At 38.6% G+C, this 22,618-nt stretch carries 19 protein-coding genes; 6 read left to right on the forward strand and 13 right to left on the reverse strand.

All coding sequences use genetic code 11. From position 1 onward, the window contains the following. Positions 1-116: 116 nt before the first annotated feature. On the reverse strand, positions 117-989 hold the full coding sequence (locus AC6CIF_RS30810) for a carbohydrate ABC transporter permease (RefSeq protein ID WP_149846479.1): 873 nt from the start codon (positions 987-989) through the stop codon (positions 117-119). Positions 990-1,005: 16 nt separating this feature from the next. Next, positions 1,006-1,968: an ABC transporter permease gene (locus AC6CIF_RS30815; protein ID WP_372238352.1), complete on the reverse strand. Its 963-nt coding sequence runs from the start codon at positions 1,966-1,968 to the stop codon at positions 1,006-1,008. 169 nt (positions 1,969-2,137) lie between these two features. Between AC6CIF_RS30815 and AC6CIF_RS30820 the strand changes: the two genes are divergently transcribed. The 3 genes from AC6CIF_RS30820 (at position 2,138) to AC6CIF_RS30830 (ending at position 7,837) form a co-directional block, all read left to right on the forward strand. Further along, complete coding sequence (locus AC6CIF_RS30820; RefSeq protein ID WP_498202636.1) at positions 2,138-3,949, forward strand: sensor histidine kinase; 1,812 nt, start codon at positions 2,138-2,140, stop codon at positions 3,947-3,949. A gap of 310 nt (positions 3,950-4,259) precedes the next feature. Then, positions 4,260-5,870 (forward strand): response regulator transcription factor, encoded by a 1,611-nt coding sequence (locus AC6CIF_RS30825; RefSeq protein WP_498202637.1) that lies wholly within the window; start codon positions 4,260-4,262, stop codon positions 5,868-5,870. 287 nt (positions 5,871-6,157) lie between these two features. Beyond that, positions 6,158-7,837, forward strand: coding sequence for a type 2 periplasmic-binding domain-containing protein (locus AC6CIF_RS30830; protein WP_340016232.1), 1,680 nt, complete (start codon positions 6,158-6,160; stop codon positions 7,835-7,837). A 126-nt stretch (positions 7,838-7,963) separates the two neighbouring features. Here the strand turns inward: AC6CIF_RS30830 and AC6CIF_RS30835 are convergent, their stop codons facing one another. The 4 genes from AC6CIF_RS30835 to AC6CIF_RS30850 all read right to left on the reverse strand — a co-directional run bounded on the left by AC6CIF_RS30835 (position 7,964) and on the right by AC6CIF_RS30850 (position 9,972). Continuing rightward, positions 7,964-8,332 carry a hypothetical protein gene (locus AC6CIF_RS30835; RefSeq protein WP_498202638.1) on the reverse strand — a complete coding sequence of 123 codons (369 nt, stop codon included), beginning with the start codon at positions 8,330-8,332 and terminating at the stop codon, positions 7,964-7,966. 322 nt (positions 8,333-8,654) lie between these two features. After that, positions 8,655-9,254, reverse strand: coding sequence for a hypothetical protein (locus tag AC6CIF_RS30840; RefSeq protein WP_498202639.1), 600 nt, complete (start codon positions 9,252-9,254; stop codon positions 8,655-8,657). A gap of 192 nt (positions 9,255-9,446) precedes the next feature. Then, complete coding sequence (locus tag AC6CIF_RS30845; RefSeq protein WP_498202640.1) at positions 9,447-9,755, reverse strand: hypothetical protein; 309 nt, start codon at positions 9,753-9,755, stop codon at positions 9,447-9,449. 31 nt (positions 9,756-9,786) lie between these two features. Beyond that, positions 9,787-9,972, reverse strand: coding sequence for a hypothetical protein (locus tag AC6CIF_RS30850; RefSeq protein ID WP_036610538.1), 186 nt, complete (start codon positions 9,970-9,972; stop codon positions 9,787-9,789). A 164-nt stretch (positions 9,973-10,136) separates the two neighbouring features. Between AC6CIF_RS30850 and AC6CIF_RS30855 the strand changes: the two genes are divergently transcribed. Next, positions 10,137-10,388 carry a helix-turn-helix domain-containing protein gene (locus tag AC6CIF_RS30855; RefSeq protein ID WP_498202641.1) on the forward strand — a complete coding sequence of 84 codons (252 nt, stop codon included), beginning with the start codon at positions 10,137-10,139 and terminating at the stop codon, positions 10,386-10,388. A 396-nt stretch (positions 10,389-10,784) separates the two neighbouring features. After that, entirely contained in the window at positions 10,785-13,028 is a 2,244-nt protein-coding gene (locus tag AC6CIF_RS30860) for a restriction endonuclease (RefSeq protein WP_498202642.1), read from the forward strand. A 527-nt stretch (positions 13,029-13,555) separates the two neighbouring features. Here the strand turns inward: AC6CIF_RS30860 and AC6CIF_RS30865 are convergent. The 6 genes from AC6CIF_RS30865 to AC6CIF_RS30890 form a co-directional block, all read right to left on the reverse strand. Beyond that, complete coding sequence (locus AC6CIF_RS30865; protein WP_498202643.1) at positions 13,556-14,641, reverse strand: hypothetical protein; 1,086 nt, start codon at positions 14,639-14,641, stop codon at positions 13,556-13,558. Positions 14,642-14,705: 64 nt separating this feature from the next. Further along, positions 14,706-15,866, reverse strand: coding sequence for a hypothetical protein (locus tag AC6CIF_RS30870; RefSeq protein ID WP_498202644.1), 1,161 nt, complete (start codon positions 15,864-15,866; stop codon positions 14,706-14,708). 360 nt (positions 15,867-16,226) lie between these two features. After that, complete coding sequence (locus AC6CIF_RS30875) at positions 16,227-16,949, reverse strand: hypothetical protein (protein WP_498202645.1); 723 nt, start codon at positions 16,947-16,949, stop codon at positions 16,227-16,229. Between the two features lie 174 nt (positions 16,950-17,123). Continuing rightward, a complete protein-coding gene (locus tag AC6CIF_RS30880) occupies positions 17,124-18,146 on the reverse strand; it encodes a site-specific integrase (protein ID WP_498202646.1) in 1,023 nt (340 codons plus the stop codon). Between the two features lie 171 nt (positions 18,147-18,317). Next, on the reverse strand, positions 18,318-18,962 hold the full coding sequence (locus AC6CIF_RS30885) for a GIY-YIG nuclease family protein (RefSeq protein ID WP_498202647.1): 645 nt from the start codon (positions 18,960-18,962) through the stop codon (positions 18,318-18,320). Between the two features lie 192 nt (positions 18,963-19,154). Next, positions 19,155-19,799 carry a GIY-YIG nuclease family protein gene (locus AC6CIF_RS30890; protein ID WP_498202648.1) on the reverse strand — a complete coding sequence of 215 codons (645 nt, stop codon included), beginning with the start codon at positions 19,797-19,799 and terminating at the stop codon, positions 19,155-19,157. Between the two features lie 376 nt (positions 19,800-20,175). Here AC6CIF_RS30890 and AC6CIF_RS30895 point away from each other — a divergent pair, with 376 nt between their 5' ends. Then, positions 20,176-20,562 (forward strand): hypothetical protein, encoded by a 387-nt coding sequence (locus AC6CIF_RS30895; protein ID WP_498202649.1) that lies wholly within the window; start codon positions 20,176-20,178, stop codon positions 20,560-20,562. 193 nt (positions 20,563-20,755) lie between these two features. Here AC6CIF_RS30895 and AC6CIF_RS30900 read toward each other — a convergent pair whose 3' ends face one another. After that, positions 20,756-22,561, reverse strand: a complete 1,806-nt coding sequence (locus AC6CIF_RS30900; RefSeq protein ID WP_498202650.1) for a serine hydrolase domain-containing protein — start codon at positions 22,559-22,561, stop codon at positions 20,756-20,758. Between the last annotated feature and the right edge of the window lie 57 nt (positions 22,562-22,618).

Genomic DNA, 22,618 nt, shown 5'->3' on the forward strand with positions numbered 1-22,618 from the left:
GTAATACACTACATATATGCAACGTTCTTTATCCATACACCAAAAAGAAGCCACCTCCCTGGCCTTCCCCAGTTCAGTGACTCCATTTTACAATCCTATTCATTCCCTACATTTAACTACTCCTTAACAGCACCAACCACGATCCCAGTAACAAAGTACCGTTGCAGGAACGGATACACAAGCAGGATCGGCAGCGCGCTAATAAAGATCTGTGAAGCCCGAATGGTCCGTTGGGACAGGTTCTTCACCGCTTCTGGATCAAGCTTCGACATATCGGCCTGCACGATGATCGTCTGCATGAATGTCGCGAGTGGCAGTTTTTCCGCATCACGGATGTAGATGATTCCGTCAAAATATGCATTCCAATGCCCAACCATCATGAAGAGCGAAACCGTTGCAATAACGGGTACCGAGACAGGCAGATAGATTTTGATAAACGTCTTAAAGTGCCCTGCGCCATCGATAAATGCCGCTTCTTCCAGATCCTTCGGAACGGTACGGAAGAAATTCAGCAACAGAATGATGTTGAACACCGCAACCAATCCTGGCAGGATCAAGGCCAGCAATGTGTTCATCAGTCCCAGCTTCAGAATCAGGATATACCCCGGAATGAGGCCACCGCTGAACAGCATCGTGATGACAAAATACCATAGATAGATGTTACGTGCGCGGAACACCCGCGTCTCCTTGGAAAGCGCATAGGCTGCAATCGTATTAACGATTAACGCAAGTCCAGTACCCAGTACCGTCCGCTCCACAGATACCCATAAGGAGGAGAGGAAGTTGGTATTGGCGAATGTTTTCGCATACGCCTCCAGTGTAAATCCAATTGGCCAGAACGTTACGAGACCAGCATTTGCAGGTGCAGATGCGCTAAGAGATACCATGAGCAAGTGATACAAAGGTAGCAAGCAGAGCAGTGAAAGCAGGGTCAGTAACACATTGTTGAATATGCTGAATATGCGGTAAGGCATCGTTTTATGATACATTTGTTCGTCCTCCTTTCTAGAAAATTCGGTATCCGGCGAATCGGTAAGCCAGTCGGTACGAGATCACAATCAGGATCAGGCTGATGACCGATTTGAACAGATTCACAGCGGTAGCAAAACTGAACTGCCCACTAAGCAGACCTTCTCGATACACAAACGTATCGATAATATCTCCTTGTTGGTAAATCAGCGGACTATATAAGTTAAAGATCTGGTCAAAGTTGGCGTTAAGCACATTCCCCAGTGCCAGGGTGGCGATGACGATCCCAATCGGAATAAGTGCCGGGATGGTAATATACATCGTTTGCTTCCAGCGTCCTGCGCCGTCCACTTCAGCCGCCTCATACAGTGCCGGGTTAATGCCGGACAACGCCGCGAGGAAGATGATCGTGTTGAATCCAAACTCTTTCCAGACATCACTCGCAATAATCGTGAATCGGAACCAGCTGCCATCCCCCAGGAAGAAGATCGGTTTGATGCCGAATACCGAAACCAGGAACTGATTGACAATACCCGTCTGGGCCAGAATGTCGATCAAAATGCCTGATAGCGTAACCCAGGACAAAAAGTGAGGAAGATACACGAGCGTTTGAATCGTTCTTTTCAGCGCCATCTTCCGTACCTCATTAAGTAATAAGGCGAATACAAACGGAATGATCAGGTTCATGACAATCTTGGAACAGGCAAAGAACAACGTGTTCCACGTAATTTGCAGGAAATAATCATTTTCCCACATGTACCTAAAGTGTTTCAGTCCTACCCATTCGGAATTGAAAAATCCCAGTGCAGGTTTATAATCTTGAAATGCCATCAAAATCCCGGACATCGGAATGTATGAAAATATAAAGACCATAATGGCCGCCGGCAACACCATAAAGTGCAGAATCCATGGCTGTTTGTAGCGTTTTTTTCTCTTTTTATCCAGCTTGTTCCCAACGTTTGCCTGCGGGATCCGCTTACCCTCCAATTTAGCCTCCATAGCGCTTCTCCTGTTCCCAAAAAAAGTTTTTGTGTGTGATCGGGTTCTCTGATATAAATAGTATCAAGCCATTCTGAGGTCTGCTATATAACATTGTTAGGCTTGATAGTGTTTTGTTAGGGTATCATCAGAAGAGGTTGTTTACACACGAATTAGAAGGAGACTTTTCATGTATATATGGAAGCGCTTAATGCCTTTTCAAGGTAAAACCAGATCCCCATTCAGTCTTTTTGCCAAAATAAACTTGTTAATTGTGGTCTTGTTCATCCCCATTCTAATCATGTACACCTACTCGAATAACGTCACCTATGATGTCGTCAGCAAAGAACTGCAGATCTCCAACACCAAACAGCTCACGTTTCTGTCCAGTCAGATCGACTCCCGCATCAACCAGATGATGGATTTCAGCCTAATTCTCTCCCGAGATCCAAATGTCAGAGCATTCAACGGCCTTAACATGTGGGATGATCGGTATGACCGGATGCAGACCCGTTATGTGATACAAGAGAAGATGACGCTGCAAACCGGCGTTACGGATATATGGCCCACCCGATATGCGGTGCATTCACAGCAGAATAAGGATGTCATCGCCAACTACAACCAAACGACAGGATATGATGAAGAGTATTTGAAAAAAAATATGAGTGGACGATGGACCTATGGGGATCAGGGTTCCGCATCACAGGACGAACTGAACTCCTTCTATTGGTTCTATACCGATTCCTTGGCACAGCCGGGGATGCTCACTGGAAGCAATCTGGTGATTGAAGCCAGCTTCAGCTATGAGAACATTCAGAATATGCTGGATACGTATAAAGCAGGCGGACAAGGTGATCCTTTCTTATATCACAAAGGAAATGCACCCATTCTGAATCGTAGCGCGGACAAGCAGTTGTCCGCAGAACTCATTCAGTATCTGGATACGCACTCTCCCGAAGATACCACGCAGGATGTCGTGGAGCTGAACGGGAAAAACTATCTGGTTAGCTCTGTGAAGTCCACTTATCTGGATTGGCACCTGGTTGACGTGATTCCACTGTATCAGATTTTGAAACCCATCTCGCTGAGTCAGAATCTGTTCTACACCTGTATGATTTTACTGTTAGTGGTGGGCATCTCTGCTTCAATCTTGCTGTACCGGAATGTGCAATATCCGATCAAAAAGCTGATCAAAGGCTTACGCCGCGTCGAGCAAGGGGATTATTCTGTCCGACTGCATAGCAAAAACCAGAATGAGTTCTCATTCCTGTTCCGCCGATTCAACGATATGTCCCATCAGATTCAGGATCTGATCGAGAATGTATTCCATGAGAAAATTAGAGCCAGGGAAGCTACGCTGAAGCAATTACAAGCGCAGATCAATCCGCATTTCCTATATAATTGTCTTGGTTATATCATCAACATGGCCCAGATGAAGGACGAGCAAGCCGTGGTCTCCATGGCGCATAACCTTAGTGCATATTATCGCTATACCACCCGTATGGAACGGGAGACGTCGTCGCTACAAGAAGAGATCAAACTGCTGATCAACTATCTGGATATCCAGAAGCTGCGCAATAGTCGCATTGAATATCATATCGATATCCCTGAGGATATGCTCTCCCAGTCGGTGCCACGATTAATGCTTCAGCCAATGGTTGAAAATTCCGTAATTCACGGCGTGGCGAAGTCCTATTCATCCGGGGAAATCCGAATTACCGGGGAGCGCTTGAATGGTTTTGGCAGAATATACATCGACGACGACGGCCCAGGCTTAAGCCCGGAACAGTACGAAGCGCTGAACTTGAAGATGCAGGAACCTTTACAAGAAGAAATGGGCTGCGGCCTTTGGAATACGCACCAACGAATCACGCACCTGTTCGGCAGTCACTCCTACCTCCTATTCGGCCCATCCCCACTTGGCGGATTCCGAACCGAAATCATCTGGGAGATACCAAAAGAGGATACAGATTCCGATAAAGGTAATACCGATACAAATTAATTTCGATACTAACGATAAGTTGATATTTGATTTTGAACGAACCATTTACACGTGAACATTTATATAAGGCCTTGTTTAAAATAAATGATTAGAATTTACGTGAACTCAAGCGAAGGATTGAAGGGATTCTGGAGAAGCGAAGCGTTCGCCTTTCAAGCACCATTTTAACCATCCAATCTTCCAATTCAGAAAATGGGGCTTGAACAGCGATCGAAAGAACCCTTCAAATCCGTAGCGATTTTGTTCACTTCACGTATCCTTTGATTTTGATTATTGGCCTTATATACCAACCACCAAGGGAGACATTATAATGCAAATGATGATCGTAGACGATGAAGCACACTGGGTCGATAACCTGTCCATGACCAAGCCCTGGCACACACTGGGGATCGAACATGTGCATAAAGCATACTCGGCACACGAAGCACTACAAATGATCGACACTCACCCCATCGATATCGTGATCTCGGACATTCAGATGCCCGAAATGACAGGCATTGAACTGATCGAACGCATCCGCATCCGGGACAAAAAAATAAAATGTATTCTGTTATCCGGGTATTCCGAATTCGATTACGCCAAAAAAGCCATCCAGTTCGAAGCCGTAGACTATCTGCTCAAACCCCCGACAGACGAGGAATTAATGGGCGCTGTGCAGAAAGCCATCGATCAATTGAACAACGAATGGGAACTCGTCAGTTCACTGACACGAACGCAGTTTACATTGCGGGAGAATCTCCCCCATTTGCGAGGAAGACTGCTCCTTGGGGCTTTGCAAGGACAACGAATCGCCGCTGCGGAATGGGATCGGAAGCTCGCTAATTACAATCTCCCCTTTCATACCGGGGATGCCGCGTTAATGTTGGTTCGTTTGGAAGAAGAATTCGGACACTATGACAGCAATGATCAGACCCTGATCGAATATGCAATCATCAATATGGCGGAAGAGATTATGGGTGAGTTTATGGAAGTGTGGGGCGTCAAGGAGGAGCACGGATATCTGGTGTTTTTGCTTCAGTTGAAAGATCGGAAAGGCGATATTGGGAAAGAAACCATTCTGGAGAAGCTATCAATTCAGCTTCAATCCAAAGTAAAACAGTTTCTGAAAGGCTCCCTCTCCATCGTTATCACCGAGTGGTTCACCTTTCCGGATCAGCTCTATGATCGTTTCCGTCAGGCTTCCGCTTACTTCCGGCAGATCGTTGGCGATGAACGCGAATTTGTCATGCGTGTCAGCGATGTCGAGACACCTGCGGCACAAGGTCCCTTGGATGTACTGTACACCCCACCCACCTTTATTAGTTTGCTAGAGAGCGGACAGTGGGATGCCGCCGAAGAGAAAATACGCGCGGTCTGCGCGGAACTGGATGAGAAATGGTCGGAATCATGGGAGCATTGCATGGAGGCAGGTTTTCTTATTACGGCTTCATTCACCAATATTGCCCACCGGAACAAGCTGACTCTGACCACTTTAATGGGAAATGATGTCGAGGGTTTGCAAAGTGGGGAAGTTTTCGCTACCATCAGCAAATTGCGGAAATGGTCGCTCAGCGTGCTTAGCAAACTCAAGGAAGGCACGTCCAACGAGATCAAGGACATCCGTTCCGAGTATGTGAAGAAGATTCAGGATTTTACAGATAAGAACTTGCATCTGGATGTGTCTTTGCGTGTACTGGCTGACCATGTCAATCTGCACCCGACCCATTTGTCCAAAATCTATAAGATCGAAACCGGCGAAGGCATCAGTGATTATATCTCGCGCCTGCGTATGGATCGGGCCTGTCACAAGCTGGTCACGACCACCAAAAAAGTGTACGAAATCAGCATGGAGATTGGTTATATGGACCCGGCTTATTTTATCAAAGTGTTCAAGCGTCAATTCGGCGTTACGCCGCAGGAGTATCGCGACCAGCATAAATAACATAATAGAGTCCTATCGAAACTAACAAACTCATATAGATGCCCTCCCGCCCAAATTGGTACAGTTACATTGTAGAGGTTGTTCAAAAAGTCCGCTTTTGATTACGAAGGATGCCTAGCGGCATCATCAGCATCGAATATGGAATTCAGCCGAAATGTCCGTTGCTCACGTAGCTCTATCTACGCTCCGCTACTCCATTTCTAGCTTCATCCCATCTTCTCGGTACTGAAAACCGGCCTTTTTGAACACGCATTTGTAAAGATCATACACCGTAGGGGGATTGAACAATGATCAAATTCAAAAAAACATGGTGGTCACTGCTCATGGTTATCGCGCTCATCACGATCACTGCGTGCGGCAGTGGCGAGACAGGCAGTGACAATGGTAATAATACGCCGGGAACAGTCGGCTCAGCTGAAGCAGAAGCTGCTTTTGCTAAAGGAAAATATGACCCACCCATCGAGTTCAGTTCGGTATTAATGCCGAAGAAATACGTGCAAGGAGATACCAAAGAAAACAACGTGCACGATCGCTGGATGCTCGAAACGCTGGGTATGAAGCATAAAGATACCTGGTATCCGGCCAATGACGATCAATACAGACAAAAGCTGCAACTGGCTATCGCCTCTGGTGAGAAACTGCCTGATTTCGTAACGGTACCCACCAATGCGGTACTGACTAATCAGCTGATCGACTCTGGTCAATTCATCGCCATCGATGAGTTGTTCGACAAGTACGCGAGTCAGACCCTGAAAGATCACGCAGCAGCACATCCTGAACTCTGGTATCCGTTCACCAAGGACGGCAAGAAATACAATATGCCGATCATGGAGTACACCGATAACGATGATACACTGCTCTGGCTCCGCGAGGACTGGATGGAGAAGCTGAACCTGGAAGCTCCGAAAACCATCGCAGACCTTGAGAACATCATGGACAAATTCAAAAACGAAAACCCGGACGGTCTGTCTCCAGACAAAGTATTCCCTCTGGCGATCTCGCTGAAAAATAACACTAACACCTGGATGGGTCAGCTCGACTGGTTGTTCGGTGCATACGGCACAATCGAGGAGCAATGGAACAAAGACGCAAACGGCAACCTCGAGTACGGCTCCGTTAACCCGGGTGCCAAACAAGCCCTTGCCAAGCTGGCTGAATGGATGGATAAAGGTTATATCCACGCTGACTCCGCTCTGTGGGACGAAGGCAAATCCGCTGAAAGCTGGACAGCTGGCAAAGCGGGCATTCTGCCTGGCGCAAACTGGGTACCGGACTGGCCTGCACCTGACCTGCTGAAGAACGTACCTGGCTCAAAGTATAAAGCTTACCCTGTTCCAGCTGGCCCAGACGGCAAGATCGGTACGAAGTGGCAGAACTCTGGTGTCAACGCAAGTATCATGATCAACAAGGATGCGAAGCATCCGGAAGCCATCTTCCTGTACTACAACTACTTGCTCGATAACCTGGCTAACCCGAAAGCGGGCAGCGAGTATGAATACGGCTTCGCCAAAGGGTACGACTGGGATATCATTGACGGACAACCGACCAGTGACAAAGAGAAGATCAAAGACTTCTCCAACGAATTCCCTTTCCTGACCGGCCCAGCACGTATCCCGGATCTGTACATGAAAACACTCGTGAAGCTGGCCAACGGCGAGAAGCCTGAAACACCTTACGAGAAACAAATGGCCGAATTCCGCAAACCGGAAAACTGGTATGCAGGTAAAGTCGTGATGTCCCAGATCGACGTTCGTAAACAAAACTATTTCACTGGCGCAGCCACACCAACCATGGTGTCCAAATGGAACCTGCTCCGCCAGTCCGAGATGGAAACCTTCAACAAAATCATCTACGGCAATTTGCCAATTGATGCCTTTGACCAATTCGTCGCCAACTGGAAATCCAATGGCGGAGATCAGATCACGCAAGAAGTGAATGATTGGTTCAAATCGGTAAGTGCGAAGTAAGATTTGGATTTTAGAAAAGTAGAGCATTAAAACCCGAGCCGAAGCGAGTTATTCACGCTTCGGCTCGGGTTTTTAAGTGTAGATCAGGGTCGCTTGCCCTCTGTAATTCAAATAATATCCATTGTGCTACTTAAAATACTTTTCACTTACCTCGTTATATAAGGCAGAATAATGTTCATCTTTTTCGGCAATATCCAGATCACTAGTGGATTGAATACTCATATTACTTTGACTTTCCGGGTAAACATATTTACCCTGATGGTTGCCGATGATCTCATATGAACCTGAAGGTTCCTCTGGACTTTGATATAAAAACAATAGATAGTTTTTGCCCGACGTTAAAGGTTGATACAATTCATTTGGATATTTTACATATGCACCTGCCACATCTCTCCACTTGGCATAGTATTCAACTACGTTTAGTTCCTCCCCCTCCTTCACTTCACCCTTGTATACTTTCTTCACTTTTATATTTGAAAATGTACGTGTGTCCAATGGATACTTATCCTTTTGATCTAATTCAACGATTGAATTCGTTTCCTCTTCCCAATCAGCCTCCACAATTACAGTAGCTAATGATTCTATCTCAGAAAGAGCATAATTGTGGTAATCTGCATCTGGACGTAGTTCTTGTGCATTTAAATGCTTATATCCAAAAAAAAATGCTAACCCCCATCACAGCTATAACTCCTGCTATTATCCACTTTTTCATGTCAGCACCTCCAAAGTTTAATTTCCATATTTCTCTTTTATATTTGACTTATCATAGGTCTGTACAGTTTTCATTTCCCAAATAAAACAATCACGATTAAATACTTCAAAATACAGGAACTTCAACAGAATCCGTACCCATAATTCGGTTTCCATTTTTCTCTTCTGATCCGACCTCAATACCAATTTTTAATGACTCAGAGGGGAACATACCCTTTTGATCTGGACTTAACTCAATCACAATCGTTCCAGTGCCTCCGCCATTTGCTATGTAATTTCGTTCTCTCCCAATCTCAATCATCGTTCGCCATGAAGAGTCATCAGAAGAGTTCATCCAGGTGGATACATACTCAGCAGGCTTTAACTTCGATTGATGTTCAGGGTAACTGCTGGTGATACTTGAGACACTCCATTGATCAGGGATATAAAATGCAACACCACCCCAGTCAACGGGGTCAATCTCTACATGGGCTACTATTTTGATATGATCAATTTGCTCGTTCTTACCTTCAACAAATATCGATCCTTCTGTCATTGTCTTTAATTTCGTTGATTTAGCATCCAGATCAAAGTTTTTGACGTGAATGATATTGCCATTAACCACTGGCTCATTGGCTTCATTTATATTGGTATTCAAAAAAAGTAGAACAAACACAATCGCAATAAACATAAAAAGCAAGATTAAGTATTTAGATCTTTTTTTCATATAACCCATACCTCACTTCTGCCTTTGTTTGTTTAAGCTTAACACATACTCAAATCCATCCTTTCCTTAATTTAGAATTTGGAAAAATAGAGCATTAAAACCGGAGCCAAAGCGATGGATTCACGCTTCGGCTCCGGTTTTTAAGTTAAAATCTAGGCAGCTTCCCCTGACTTATGGGTTCGCCTTAGTGGATCAAGCCTCTGTATCGGTCTCCTCTGACATCGACTTCGACTGACCCAGCAAGGATACTGTGAGCTGAATGCCATCTCGTAGTCCCTGCATATACAACCGCTCATTTTCTATGCCTTTGCTGACAATATAGCGATTCTCCCACTCGATATATTCAGGTGTCTGCTCGACATCTTTACCTGCAAACAAAACTTCAAACGCTTCGTCTGTTCTCCCACGTACTCGACTCAGTTCAGGATCATGTTCTATCCGGACAGTCACCTCATCCAACCTTGCTTGAATCGCTCGTTGCACCCACGGTGGAAAATTCATTGCTTCTCCTCCCCTATATGTACCGTACTCATCACCGTACCACTCGACTATGCTTCGCCCTCATTTCACTAACTCGTGCCACCAGTTCGTCCACCCTTCGGCTCTGTTCCTGAACCTCAGGGTTCTCCCACAACGGAATCGCTTGCTTCAAGGATGCCTCACCAAGCTGATTAAGCTTGCGCCGTTCCTCTTCCAATAAGTCAAGCAACCGGCTCATACATCCACCTCTCTGATGGGTCTAAACTGCATCATGTTCTGTTAATGCTAGACGTGAGCAGTCATTTTTAATGCGAATATCGGTTTATTTTATTTTAATTCGATATCCGCATTAAAACAACCATTATTTCTCATACAATTTGGTTGAAATGAGGGGTGTACATAATGAAGCATAGACAAGAACCACCTGGCGACAGAAATATTATTGGCTCTCGGGTGGTTGCTATTCGTAAAAGTAAAGGAATCAAACAAAGAGAATTTCTCGCTAGATTGCAAACATTAGGTTTGGATATCAGTCAGACAAGTCTTTCACGATTGGAGGGTCAATATCGTCTTGTTCAGGATTATGAAGTCTTAATGATTGCGAAAGCTTTAGAAATCTCTGTGGGGTATTTGCTAGGGGAAGAAACAGAATGAGACCTATAAGCAATCAGCCTGATAATTATATGCTTATTACCTAGGTAGTCTTGTTTCGCTATTTTTAATTTTTGGTATCCAATTGGATTGAGTAAATTCTACCTGACGAATTAAGCTAAAAAATAATTATCCAGTAATGCCGTAATGATGTCTTGGTTTGAAATTTGACGTAATAATTTCAAGAATTAGACCTTGAGGACTTCTGGGGTATCTTATGGAATACTTTCTTCATAGATATAATTGAATGTTACCATAAGCCATTCTTTATTCATTGCAAGTTTTAAACACCTTAATTTTCAATTTTTTTTAGAAATTAACTTTTAGGTTTTGTTTGTATTTAGTACACTTCATGTTATTATTTTTAGTATTTTCTTATCATTTTAAGGAGGGATTTTTATGACGGTCTGTAAAGGGTTTGGAAATAAAGAAGGAATATGTGAGAACCTATCTTTTGATCTAAGTAAAAGTACATACTGTAAAAATTGTGCCGGTAAAAGTTTTGAAAATCAAATTTCTAGGTTATTTGAAATTCAGGGATACAAAGTTATAAATAATATCTCACTATCAGGAACACAAAATGATATATTAGCTCAAATTAAAATAGGAATAACTAGCATAAACATCTTAATTGAATGCAAATTTAAGTTTGATGAAACTCATAAAGTGGATAGCGAGGATGTAAGAAAGTTTTACGGGTCTAAAGAAATTTTTCATAAAGAGGCAAAGTACGGGAACATCGATAAAGCCTATATTATCACAAACGCTCAGTTTGCTCCCCAAGCCTATGAAACTGCCATGTCTTTATCTATGGAATTATTTACTGAAATTGAATTAATAAGAAATTTAATGGACTTCACACCATATTTAAGATCTACAATTAAAATGTATGAAAGTAGTCACCTTAAAGACCATTTCATCAGTCTAAATTCAATTAAAGAAAATACGATGTTAGAAGAGGTGGATTCATTTTTACGCAGCGATGACTCTGCATTAGTAATTTTAGGTGATTATGGAACCGGAAAAACCTCATTCTGCACTAATTTATGTTATAGATTAGCAAATGAAAAATTAGAAGGCAAAGACTCCCCGATTCCTATTCTTATTCAACTTAGAGATTACGAAAGAGCAGTTAGCCTTCAAGATTTAATAACAAGCTTTCTTGTGAATAAATGGAAGATACCAAATGGTAACTTTGAAACCTTTATCGAACTATTACAAATGGGATACATTGTTCTAATATTTGATGGTTTTGATGAAATAGCGAGAAGAGTTGATTATGCTACTAAATATAAAGTTTTCGCGGAAATATCAAAATTCGCAGATTATAATTCTAAAATAATTGTAACCTGTCGGAAAAACTTCTTTAATCACAGAGAAGAATTCGAAAAAATATTCAAATCTACTCCGTTACATTTTGAGCCTAATTTATCCACAGTTGATTTTGTAGAAGTTGAAATTGAACAGCTTAATGAAGATCAAATCTATGACTACATTCAAACTTACCGATCAGTATTGAAGTCAAAGGGCTATAATGTTGATGATTTTATTTTTGTAATGAATAGCATTCATGATCTTTCAGATCTAGCTAAACGTCCAGTACTACTTAATGTAATAGTTGAGACAATACCACAACTTGTGATTGAAGAAGGAACAAAAATTAATGCTGCATTACTATATGAAAAGTATACTGGTTTTTGGTTGGAAAGAGAGGATGCAAAAGGTAAAACCCTCATAAGATCTGAACAAAAAATGCTATTTTCCAAACAACTATCTTGGAAAATGTTTAATAAAAACACTCTATCTATAACGTACAATCAGATCCCAAATGAAGTAAAAGAATATTTTAATATTACTGATTATGACGACGTAGATCATTTCAGTCATGATATAAAGAGTTGCTCCTTTTTACATAACGATGATAATAAAGGTTATAAGTTTATTCACAAATCTTTTATGGAGTACTTTACTGCTCAATACATTTTAAGCGAACTAATGACTTTAAAAGTAACAGATAAACAATTCGGTAATAAAATAAAAAAAGTTTTAGGTAAAACTCTTTTAACAAATGAAGTAGGCTTTTTCATTAGAGATCTTGTGGAAGTAAACAGATTCAACAAAGATACCATTGCGACTATATTAAAAACTATAAACCTGAGCATTATGGATTTGACATGTAAAAAGAATATTGTTTCACTGTATTCTAAGCTTGGTGAAAACATTACACATCTCATTAACCAGATAGATGATTTTACTGGGATAGACCTTAGTGGAGCTATTTTTGAAAATGGCTCAATTAAAAAAGGAAATTTATTAGGGGTTAGTTTCCACAGTGCGACTTTGAAAAATTTAAAATTCCAAAATTGTACTCTAACTGATTCGGTATTCCGTAATAGCAAATTAATCAATGTCCAATTTATTCAATGTGATATTGAAGGATCGGATTTTTCTGACTCAGATATTACAAATTGCATTTTCAATGAATCATCCCTCGCTTATTCTAAATTTAATCACACATTAGTTACACGTTCTGACTTCGATCAAGTGGAACTTACAGAGGTCGAAATTGATTATACCTCTATCTTTACTGATTGTTATAACCTAGATAGCACTATAGGATTACCATATATATTAAATGCATAAATATAAATTACATGTAATAGATATCGCGAATCTCTAAAAAGCAAATAAGTCACCGTCAGCAAACATGAGCGGTGACTTATTTGCTTTTCGTCCTGGTACTGAGACCTTTTGTATTAAATCATTCTATAAGCTAAGCAGTTAACTGTTACATATTAAATTTATTAGTTCTTAAATACAAAATAAAAATCTAGATCTAAGAACATTAAAAATTTTAGTATGAAGTGAGACACTTACTAAAAAACAGCAAATTCGACTATCTTCCGATGCTTATAAAACATATATGCTGTTCCTGAAGTAGGGCTGAACACAGCCTATTTACAAGCAAACTTCCACTCCATTTAACTTTATGAAAGCTTAAACTACAGATCATTTCGGATTGATACCAGTAGACGATTGAACCAGTTGTTTTTTTCCGTCTGATGAGATCGCTCTACACAATATATAACGATATTCTTGAATGATACTTCTAACTTTTTGGTTGATTTTGCAATCACCTTTCTTACCTCTAGTTTTTTTAATATAGTTAATTAATATTCTTCTTCGTACCCGTAATCATTTTCATAGAGATTATAAATATCACTCGAAATATTCAAGTTCACTTTAATTTCTTCGCTGTTCCACTTTTTTTTTATAATATCGTAAGTAATATCACTTAAGTCTAATCTCTCCATTACTTCCGGTGCATCATCATGCGAATCAACTTTTACACCTCGATTGATTATCATATCCGCGAGGTGCATCATGTGATATCTTTGGTAAAAATAAATTCCAAGTTCTTTTTTCTTTTTTTTATTTTCCTTGAAAAATAATTCTTCGATTTTATTGTAATCTCTTGAATTGACACACAATAAATCCGTAAAACTATTATCAATTATAAATCCCATTATTTCCTTGCACATGTCATCTTCAAAAATTTCTTGCTCTATCAAGTTATTTTTTATTGTATAAATTTTCGACCATAATTCAAAACCATCGATATCATACAAATAATCCTCTCGTTGCTTCTCTCCTAAAATAATTGGCAAAGTCTTTTCAATATAATATTCTTTTATATCTTGATTAAACCACTCGACAGAAGTGCGGAACATTTCACAAAAGGAAATAATATCAACTTTTCTTATAATTGCAGAATAATGAGTTAAACTATTTCTGGCCTTTGCTAATTCTAAACATCTTTCATGAAATAATTCGTCAAAGTCTTCAATTTGATAAACATAGTTCAAGATTTTGCATGCTTCGATAAAGCTTATTGTGTGCAATGTATTCTCTAACGGTTCAGCTTCAAAAAAATTCTCTAGGTTTGAATACCCTCCTCGTTTAGCTTGCTTATATTTTTTATAGACATTCTCTCTATTATCACTAGAATAAAGTAGAAATTCATTTCTATTAAATACCATAAATTTAAAGAGCAATTCTAATGCATTATTCACACATAAAATAAACATTTTATAATTTGAAACGTCATCAATATTTTGTGCCAACTTCCTTATATACTCTACTGTTGAATCAAAAGACATTCTTATATTAGCTATGATATCAACGTTATGTTTTTCTAACTTGTCAGCATACTGATTTTTTAGACTTCTATCATTGCTATTTCTAAATTTATGCATTGTGTTACTCCTCTTTAATTTCAAGTTTTGAAAGTTAACATGCCTTCATCGGATATACCTTAGGTCAAACCAAATTGATAATCTCTTCTTCTTCTAATTGCAGTGACATTCTATAGCACTCAGGGCAAAGATCAGTAATAATAAATGCAGACTCTTTCTTAGAGGTTAGTTCAGGGAAATATTCTCTGAAAACCTTATTGTTTCTAACATCTATAGTAATATTCATTTCCAGCCTATAATCATCTTTATAACAACCAGGACATGTTTCTGAATGTAGATACTCATTACAATTCACACAGTATTCGGCGTGCTCCACTATACCACTCCCATAGTCATAAGTAGTCTCTATAACTGAATTACAAGAGCATTTCGAACATTCCGTACTTTGTAAATTACCACATTTAAAACACACCAGAGCATTTGATTTAGTATCATACCATGCATAATCAGTAGTATCACATTCAGGACAATCACAAAAGTTACAATTTTCTTTTTCCTTTTCATTCACAAAGGCTAAGAATAAATTCTCTTTCAAATCTTCATCATCGATTGTATGAACTGCTTCAAAAATAGTATTATACTTTTGTCCGCAGTGAAGGCACCTCAAACCTTCTTCGTCCCTCACAAGTTTCTCAATTGAACATAATGCACATGGCAAGGCAATTGATCCTATTTTAATTCCTTTTGCATGCCTATAATAAGTTTTCTTGATTTCGTCCACATTCACAACTAAAGACCAATTTTCAAGGACTAATGATAATGTCTTTTCTTTAAACTCTTTAACAACTCGATCTAAAGAATATAGTGTTTCAGCAAATAGTTTCTTTGGATTTATCCCTTCATCAAATTTCACTTCTTTATGTATAATATTATTTCGAAGGGTTCTAATAGCTTCAAAGTTTTCTCTATCGTGATTTGAAATTGTTCGCTTTGTAGCTTCATAAGAGAATACCTTATTAATTCTTGAAACAAGATTTTCTGCCGAAACAGTTTTTTCGTCTCTATCTAAGTTCTCTTTAATGAACAAAGGATGTATGTCCTCTAAAAGACTCTTTAATATTAGTTCAGTTCCTGTAGCTAAAAATAAAATTGCATATTTGTATTCCAAATAATCTTCATCTTCAATTGCTACTAAATACGAATTTATACTTCTGTTTAAGAAATCTACTGCGTTATCGTAAAGTCTTAATTCTAATAACAGCCTCTGTGAACTAGATTGACTCATTTATTTTTCTCCTTTTGTTTGGACTTTTCTCACAGCGTTCCTATATTCATGACGCCAAGTTTATTACTGGGTGTATCTGCCGAATTGCCTTTCTGAAATCCATCCCGCAGACCTTGGCTCCGTGAGGAGTCGCAGCTTGAATGCTGTGTTACACAACAGAATTACTTCTTGACGTCTCCTTATACTATTGTTTTTTATATATTACAGCTAAAATTCGCTTTACCCAGCTGCTTACTCATATTCCGACAAATCTATTTCTTGGATTGCACCATGCTGGGTGCCCGCCGACTGCCGGAACGAGGAGTGAATGCCCAATACTTGGATATGTTGTTATCTGAAAGACACTTCTTCTCGAACAACCTACGATTTGTTATGCTTTGTCATTAATGTATCTATCGTTAAGTATCTGGAGTCAGTCACTGTTCTCTTTTCAACTGTTTGTCCTAATAAGTCTTTAAAAATAAAGTTTTGTAGGTTTAAATTCACATCCCTAATACATGCGAAAAAATCTAAACTCTTATCATGGTACTCTTGAAGAATTTTAATTAGAGGTTCCTTTGACTTTTCCACGACCTCTATTCCTTGATTCATGCGATAAAGATATGTGAAATATTCTGTATGTGCGTTACTAGAAATTTGAATTAGTTCTTGAAATTCATCTTGTAGTGCATGTCTTTGTTCAACAAGAGGAAGTAATACAATTTCATATTGCTCCCAAGCATATGTAAACTTGAGAAAAGCTTCACTTGCATCATTCTTTAATGTTTCAAATTCCTTTGTATTGAACGATTCTAAAAGAAATTTTTTGTCTGATTCTAATAGCAAATTATCTTTGTTTAACTGCTGTATTCGTGTATAAGTCAAGAATAAATATGTAGATAGTTTTGAATATTTTTGAATTACATCGTTTATTGGATCTTTCATGAAATTAAATGTATTTATATAAGTTGTTATTTGTTTATCTCTTTTAATGTTTTTCTGCCCGAGCTTATAAACATATATCCAACCAGATACTGTAACAATCACAGGTATTGTGATTCCAATAAACCATTTGATATTATCTTCTGTGAAAATATCTTTCATGATTACCTTCCCTTCCAGCTTAACATTTCCGTATTCACGACGTCCGACAAAATCGGATGTGTCTGCTTAAATGCCCCTCCGAAATTCATCCAACAGACCAAGGCTGCGCGAGGAGCCGCTGCTTGAATATATTGTTATAAGATGTTGGGCCTACATTAAGTTACACACAAATGATTAAATCTCTTCATAGGTTTGTATTCCTCTAATCATGTGATTTATGTATCTATTTCTATTCAATGCCTTCATTTCATTTACTTTGTCTTGGCAGTCTGAAATCACATCGTTCATATATCCAGTTAAATCAGATATTACAGATGGATTGATACCATTTAAAATCATTTTAATAATTGCATATTTCGCTAATCCTGTTGGCGTAAATGGATTTCTTAATTCACCTTCGTTAGGATATAAAATAAAATACTGTTCTTTTAGTGATTTTAGATAACCTGCAGGAAAATCATGCTTTATTGGTCCTCCATTTCTGTTTACAAAAAAACTGTTATGCTCTAATTTTCCATGTAGATCACTCTTCAAATATTCTGTAATCTCTATATGTATTTTGTAAGGTATGTCCAGCTTCAGACTTCTATATGGATTTTTAGAATAAATTATTTCCAGTACACGCTCCTCATGATAGTAATTACTTCTCTTCAAATTTATAATACGCTCAGGACTAAATCCGAATAATAATGCGAGCTTAATTATTATATGAATTTGCTTTTCTTTGAAAGATGCCTTGTGATCTTCCTTAATGTGATTCAAAATGAATTTATATTGATCCTCATTAATTGGAGGAAAGGTTTGTCTTTCTTCAAGATTGATTAGTTGTTCTTGTTCAATCAATCCTTGTTCTACTTCTTTGCTTAACGTTGTAAAAGGTCTAATTGTAATCAAGTTTTGATTAGGATACTTGTGAAAAATCGTCTCGGAAAAGAATCTATTTATTGCGATTAAATAATCGTCAATTGCAGATTTACTTCTGACATTATCGTTCTTTTGAATATAGTAAATCGTCGAATTAATCAAATCTTTTTTTGTGATTTCGTACTTTAACACATCCTCGAGTGAGGAACCAGATTTACTCTGCATAATGTACTCAATAAAATAATCTCTTATTTTAGGAATGTACTGATTTCCTTCAGAAATTGTTAAACCAGAACTAAAAACAGTAATTAAACTCAGAAGCTCTTCTCTCATTCTTACAACGCTCCTTTTTTCATTTTTTTTATCCGTGTCCCATTTCTTATAACGTTCCCGTATTCACTCCCCGGCGAATGCCGGACAGAGGACGAATGTCCGCAGCGTGAATATTATGTTATGTGATGTATCCGTCTTCACCGAATTCCTCAAAAAATTATTTTGCTCTTTTTATTCTTTGTTGTACATTTTATTTATTCCTTCTGCTGTAAATAAATCATCACTGCATACAGCCATTGTAGTAAAACCTGAAGATAGAAAGACTTCAGCATTATCATTAATCGATCTTTCCGGTTTGAATAATTTATCATCTTCATATGGTTCATCAGTTATAAAGCCTAAGTCAGTTCTTCTAATTAATTGGTCCTTTAAGTAGCCGCCTATATAGTGATCTTGTGTAACTTCTAAATAGACCCTGTCGCTAATTTGATAGATTCTGACAGAAGAAACAAAAGAATTTATATACTCTCCAAATAACTCTCTCATCTTAGGCAAGATTTCTATTGCTTCAAAACTATCAAATTCCGTTTTTCTCTTAGCGAATTTTTGAATCAATTCAACCGCCTTATGAAGTGGATAATTAAAAAACTCTCTATTAGCATTCACTCTAAAATCGTTCAATCCATTATGTACAGCTTTTTCCAATCTATCACAGTCAGTAACAAAAACTTCATAAGCAACTTTAAAAGGAGTAGGTATTCCAGTGTTGCTGGATAGCTGCTTTGCCCTTTCACTGGAGCTTAATGAAGTCTTTCCAATTTTAATTAATCCATTGAAACTTTCGTTTATAAGTACATAAACATACCCATTAGACATATATTACACCTACTCTCTCCTGATATTTCACATAACATTTTCTGTATTCATGAACCCCACAGGGGTTGTCTGCTGAAATTCCTCCCGAAATTCATCCGCAGACCAAGGCTCCAAAGGAGCCGCTGCTTGAATATGATGTTATGTGATGTATCAGTCTTCATCGAATTCCTTAAAAAATCCTTTCATAACTTTTCATTCTTTGTTGTACCTTTTATTTATTCCTTCTGCTGTAAATAAATCATCACTGCATACAGCCATTGTATTAAAACCTGAAGATAGAAAAACTTCAGCATTATAATTGATAGATCTTTCCGGTTTGAATAATTTATCGTCTTCATATGGTCCATCAGTTATAAAGCCTAAGTCGGTTCTTCTAATTAATTGGTCCTTTAAGTAATCAGCTATATAGTGATCTTGTGTAACTTCTAAATAGACTCTGTCGCTAAATTGATAAATCCTAACAGAAGAAACAGAAGGATTTATGTACTCTCCAAACAGTTCTTTCATCCTAGGCAAAATTTCTATCGCTTCAAAACTATCAAATTCCGTTTTTCTCTCAGCGAACTTTTGAATTAATTCAACCGCCTTATGAAGTGGATAATTAAAAAACTCTCTATTAGCATTCACTCTAAAATCGTTCAATTCATTATGTACTGCTTTTTCCAATCTATCACAATCAATAGCAAAAACTTCATATGCAACTTTAAAAGGAGTAGGTATTCCAGTATTGCTGGATAGTTGCTTTGCCCTTTCACTAGAACTTAATGAAGTCTTTCCAATTTTAATTAAACCATTGAAACTCTCATTTATAAGTACATAAACATATCCATTAGACATGTATTACACCCACTCTCTACTGATATTTCACATAACATCTAATCTATGTATTTCGTAAACACCTCACATCCTGCCAGAGATATGAACTACGTATATGATAACCTATGCCGTGATATTTGCGAAGAAAAAATTGGCGAAAAAGGGAGATTTATTAGTCCTTTCAATTTCCCATATCCATACGATTCAATGAGCTTTTGAATACGCTGAATATTTTTCGTACTAACATGCGTATATCGCTGAATTGATCGTGCACCATTCATACGGAATGAAACAATCTACTTACAGATAACGGAAAATGCTGATAAAATATAACGGATGATCAAGTTGTTCTCATGAAGCGGTATTGTCAGTAGTACAACATAAGGATGGTGTTTATTTGAATAACAAAATGTTATTATTTAGCGTCGTTACACTTTGTATTTTACTCATATTGGGTTTAGTGAGGTGGGACAATCTTGAGTCCAGCGCAGACTTTCATTATAAGTATGATCGATGGGCAGATCAGAAATGGGTAGAGTTCTATCCGCCGCTAGCTGCTTCCTCCAACAGCATGGAGTTTCCACTTATATATATGGATGAAATCCATCCGAATGATATAGATAAATATTTAGGAAAACAAGCTCTCTCTGGAGAGTTAGTGAACAAGTGGATTGAACGAACAAAATTAACGGATGGATATGTAGGTCTATTATTATTAAATATTCTAGTGGTCATTTACAGTTCTATTAAATTATTTATTTTGAGAGACAAAAAAATAGGATAATCCTGATCTCCCTTCAATATGCCGAGGCACAAGTTGCCAAAGGGCATACTAACACAAAGACAGCAGTCCCACATAAAGAACTGCTGCCTTTACTCTTTATAATAATTTTCCCCACTTATAATATCAATGATGTATAGAAGTCATCCGCGAGTCATTGCAATGCTTTGAATATCTATATTCAGCGTTTAATCTTCTAAACATACAAATTCCATCCCACAACAAAAGCAGCCAAGATGAACGCCGAGATGCCAGACATGATGTACATCACCTTTTGCTTTTTGCTGTAACTGCTCTTCCGCAGTTTGTAAATAAGCAAGCCAAGATACGCCACTGCTAGAACAACATATAGTAGGTTAAACATCAAATTGATCCGTAACGAAGAATAAGCAGGATAATTCGGAAACCTCAACTTCGTTTGTAGGATGAAAAGATTAAGAAGGAGTGCCACACCTGCAAAGTTAATTGCAAGATGATATTTATCAAAACTGGTTGGAGGATTCCCTCGTTTATGTAGTTTCTTAAGAAGCATCCGGATTAAATAACCGATCAAAGCAATTAAACTGAAAATGATGGCAAGCACAACAGGAATATACGAGATATAAATCAACTTCACCTTTAAATTCGATACAGGCAAATAGTCAATATAAGGGGTGACGGAAATTTTCTCAACAACACCATTATGCTCGACAACATGATAAGAACTACTTAACTCAGCTTTTGTGAATTTCTTTATATCAAGGGCAGTAAATAAATTAGTAAATCTAGCAGCTGCCCGTCGTGCGGATTGAAAATATCCTCCCCCCTCCGCAGTAACTATATTAGAATTGACGTTATCACCGAAAATTTCTTTAATAAGTCCATAACCATAAACTTCTTCAAAAGACTGATTTGTCATGACCACCACCCCAAATTTAGATTCGGGATCAAAGACAACTTTGCTGGAGAATGCTTTCAAATTCCCTTCGTGCATCAGTGTAGGCACCCAGTATTCCATCTCAACGAACCCATGCGCAAATCGCGGAGTAGAAGTACCTTCATAATATAGACTTGTTGACAACATTTCGTTTAACGTATCCCTGTTCTTAAATAATACATTGCTATCATCTACTGGCATCAACGCTGCAAGGAATTTCCCTAAATCTTCTGCTGTCCCAATCGCTGCCCCGGCAGGATAAAAGGTTACGTATCCTCTGTTCTCAGGGATCAGTTTCAAATCTTTCGTATACCCTTCAATCTCATTCCTTCTTTGTACTAGGTCTGGATGATCTTGCCCCGTTGGATGAATCGAGGTGTCATTCATATGAAGCGGTTTAAATATATGTTGATTGACATACTCATAAAAAGGTTGGCCACTTTGTAATTCCACGATGTACGCGGCTAAACCAACGCCATAGTTTGAATAACCTACTATATTATTGGGTTTATATATCTGTTTCGGCTCATTTTTACGCAGCGTTTCTCCTAATTCTAACGTTTCATTCTCAGAGTAATATAACACCTCAGCCGCTGTTTGATCTTCCCAACCCGCATTGTGATGCATCAGGTTCAATAGGGTAATTGGATCATCGTATTTCAGCTTTTTGAAGAATCCCTCTGGCAGATATTCTTGGATATCCGTCTCCAAATCAAGCTTTCCTTGTTCGACAAGCTGCATCACACTCGTATAGACCAACAGTTTCGAGATGGAAGCCCATTCAAAAACTGTAGAGGTATCTGCCTTTCGCTGATTCTCAATATCTGCGTAACCATATGCCTTATTCACAATGGTTTCACCATCTTTGATAGCTACAACCGAAACGGCAGCGGTATACTTCTCATACGAGGCTACATAAGCATCAATCGTCTCCTCTAAATTGGATAAAGGAATCCTGGATGGTGTAGTCTCAACCTGTTTCTCTTCAGCGTGGGCAGGTACCACTATTGCCATAATGATAAATATGAATGACAGAACACAAGCGATTACTTTGTTTACCGTGTGATGTCCACGATTCATCTGCATTAGCTTCTCTCCTTTTATATGAAATGTTAATTTCATCTCTTGTTTTCACGTATGCGT

This window comes from Paenibacillus sp. GQ49, from assembly GCF_059759055.1.

What these genes read in the sequence shown, in the direction of transcription:
- AC6CIF_RS30830 (WP_340016232.1), top strand. Translation starts at nt 6,158, where the DNA reads ATGATCAAATTCAAAAAAACATGGTGGTCACTGCTCATGGTTATCGCG.
- AC6CIF_RS30815 (WP_372238352.1), bottom strand. Translation starts at nt 1,968, where the DNA reads ATGGAGGCTAAATTGGAGGGTAAGCGGATCCCGCAGGCAAACGTTGGG.
- AC6CIF_RS30880 (WP_498202646.1), bottom strand. Translation starts at nt 18,146, where the DNA reads ATGAGAGAAGAGCTTCTGAGTTTAATTACTGTTTTTAGTTCTGGTTTA.
- AC6CIF_RS30860 (WP_498202642.1), top strand. Translation starts at nt 10,785, where the DNA reads ATGACGGTCTGTAAAGGGTTTGGAAATAAAGAAGGAATATGTGAGAAC.
- AC6CIF_RS30850 (WP_036610538.1), bottom strand. Translation starts at nt 9,972, where the DNA reads ATGAGCCGGTTGCTTGACTTATTGGAAGAGGAACGGCGCAAGCTTAAT.
- AC6CIF_RS30875 (WP_498202645.1), bottom strand. Translation starts at nt 16,949, where the DNA reads ATGAAAGATATTTTCACAGAAGATAATATCAAATGGTTTATTGGAATC.
- AC6CIF_RS30885 (WP_498202647.1), bottom strand. Translation starts at nt 18,962, where the DNA reads ATGTCTAATGGGTATGTTTATGTACTTATAAACGAAAGTTTCAATGGA.
- AC6CIF_RS30840 (WP_498202639.1), bottom strand. Translation starts at nt 9,254, where the DNA reads ATGAAAAAAAGATCTAAATACTTAATCTTGCTTTTTATGTTTATTGCG.
- AC6CIF_RS30865 (WP_498202643.1), bottom strand. Translation starts at nt 14,641, where the DNA reads ATGCATAAATTTAGAAATAGCAATGATAGAAGTCTAAAAAATCAGTAT.
- AC6CIF_RS30890 (WP_498202648.1), bottom strand. Translation starts at nt 19,799, where the DNA reads ATGTCTAATGGATATGTTTATGTACTTATAAATGAGAGTTTCAATGGT.
- AC6CIF_RS30900 (WP_498202650.1), bottom strand. Translation starts at nt 22,561, where the DNA reads ATGCAGATGAATCGTGGACATCACACGGTAAACAAAGTAATCGCTTGT.
- AC6CIF_RS30870 (WP_498202644.1), bottom strand. Translation starts at nt 15,866, where the DNA reads ATGAGTCAATCTAGTTCACAGAGGCTGTTATTAGAATTAAGACTTTAC.
- AC6CIF_RS30845 (WP_498202640.1), bottom strand. Translation starts at nt 9,755, where the DNA reads ATGAATTTTCCACCGTGGGTGCAACGAGCGATTCAAGCAAGGTTGGAT.
- AC6CIF_RS30855 (WP_498202641.1), top strand. Translation starts at nt 10,137, where the DNA reads ATGAAGCATAGACAAGAACCACCTGGCGACAGAAATATTATTGGCTCT.
- AC6CIF_RS30820 (WP_498202636.1), top strand. Translation starts at nt 2,138, where the DNA reads ATGTATATATGGAAGCGCTTAATGCCTTTTCAAGGTAAAACCAGATCC.
- AC6CIF_RS30825 (WP_498202637.1), top strand. Translation starts at nt 4,260, where the DNA reads ATGCAAATGATGATCGTAGACGATGAAGCACACTGGGTCGATAACCTG.
- AC6CIF_RS30810 (WP_149846479.1), bottom strand. Translation starts at nt 989, where the DNA reads ATGTATCATAAAACGATGCCTTACCGCATATTCAGCATATTCAACAAT.